This is a genomic window from Bianquea renquensis (assembly GCF_014384895.1).
GTDB lineage: Bacteria > Bacillota > Clostridia > Lachnospirales > Bianqueaceae > Bianquea > Bianquea renquensis.
Window position 1 is genome coordinate 1 of the sequence record NZ_JACRSQ010000090.1, and the last position, 1073, is coordinate 1073.

Annotated in this window: 2 protein-coding genes; one reads left to right on the plus strand and one right to left on the minus strand. The window is 53.8% G+C overall.

Annotation, left to right across the window (positions count from 1 at the left end):
- A partial coding sequence (locus tag H8730_RS17350; protein WP_249290302.1) for a DUF6273 domain-containing protein occupies positions 1 to 818 on the plus strand: 818 nt, incomplete at its 5' end.
- An 18-nt stretch (positions 819 to 836) separates the two neighbouring features.
- Here the strand turns inward: H8730_RS17350 and H8730_RS17355 are convergent.
- On the minus strand, positions 837 to 1073 hold a 237-nt coding region (locus H8730_RS17355; RefSeq protein WP_249290303.1), incomplete at its 5' end, for a hypothetical protein.

A 1073-nucleotide genomic window follows, 5' to 3' on the forward strand; every position in this document is an offset into this window, starting at 1 on the left:
GGAAAACTGTGCAATTCCATGCCGTGGTTGGCGCGTTTGGAGAGGAGGCCGCCGACCAGAGTGTGACCTGGGCGGTATCGGGCAGCACCTCGGCAGATACGGTCATTGACACAAACGGTCTGCTGACCGTGGGGGCGGATGAAACGATAGACGGCACGCTCACCATCACGGCCACCGCCACTGGCGGAGCACCCTATACCGGGCAAATCGGGACAATGCAGGTGAAGGTGGGGCAGATGACCCTTGACACCATTACCCCCGGTTCCACCGACACCGTGACAATCGATGGAATCGAGTGGTATTGCCTGGTGAAGGATGACGGAAAGGCATTGATTTGGGCAAAAGAACCGATTGAAAAGAGGCAGTTTAATTCCTCTCCCAACAATACATGGCGGGACAGCACCCTGAAAACCTATTTGAACGGCGAATGGTTGGATGGAACTACGATGCTAAAGGAAAAAGCCATCGAGACGGATATCACTACCCGCAGTCAGTATAACGCGACGGATTGGATTACCACCCAGGACAAGGTGTTCCTATTAAGCGAGGCAGATTTGTTCGGTACCTTTTACAAAACCGCCACCTCAGACGCACGGGATTATACCTATGGCAACAGTACCCTTGTTCAGAATGAAATGGTGAGGAGATTTTCTGTCAAGGACGGTATCACTTACTGTTGGCTGCGTTCTCCGGCTTACAGTACTACTTATGTGACTCCTTTCTATTATTCGGGTAATTTCGAAAACTACAACGTCGGCAATGTCACGGGTACTACGGGCGGCGTACGCCCCGCTTTGTGGGTCAGCTTGGCATCCTGAAGGTAAGCAGTACCTCTTTCACCTCTCCATATATAAGGCGGCCGCGCTTCCCGCATTTTCCGTGCGGGAAGCGCGCCGCTGCCTGCCATGGGCTTTCGCCGGATGCAGATTTCGGTTTGGAAAACCCGCGGCAGACAGCGGCAAACCATGAAATCTACTGAATGAAAGGAGGGCTTTGCCATGCGAGCAGGGATATACCGGGCGGTCAGTGTGCTCCTGACGGCTTGGTTCCTTCTTTCCAGCCTCCTGACCGGC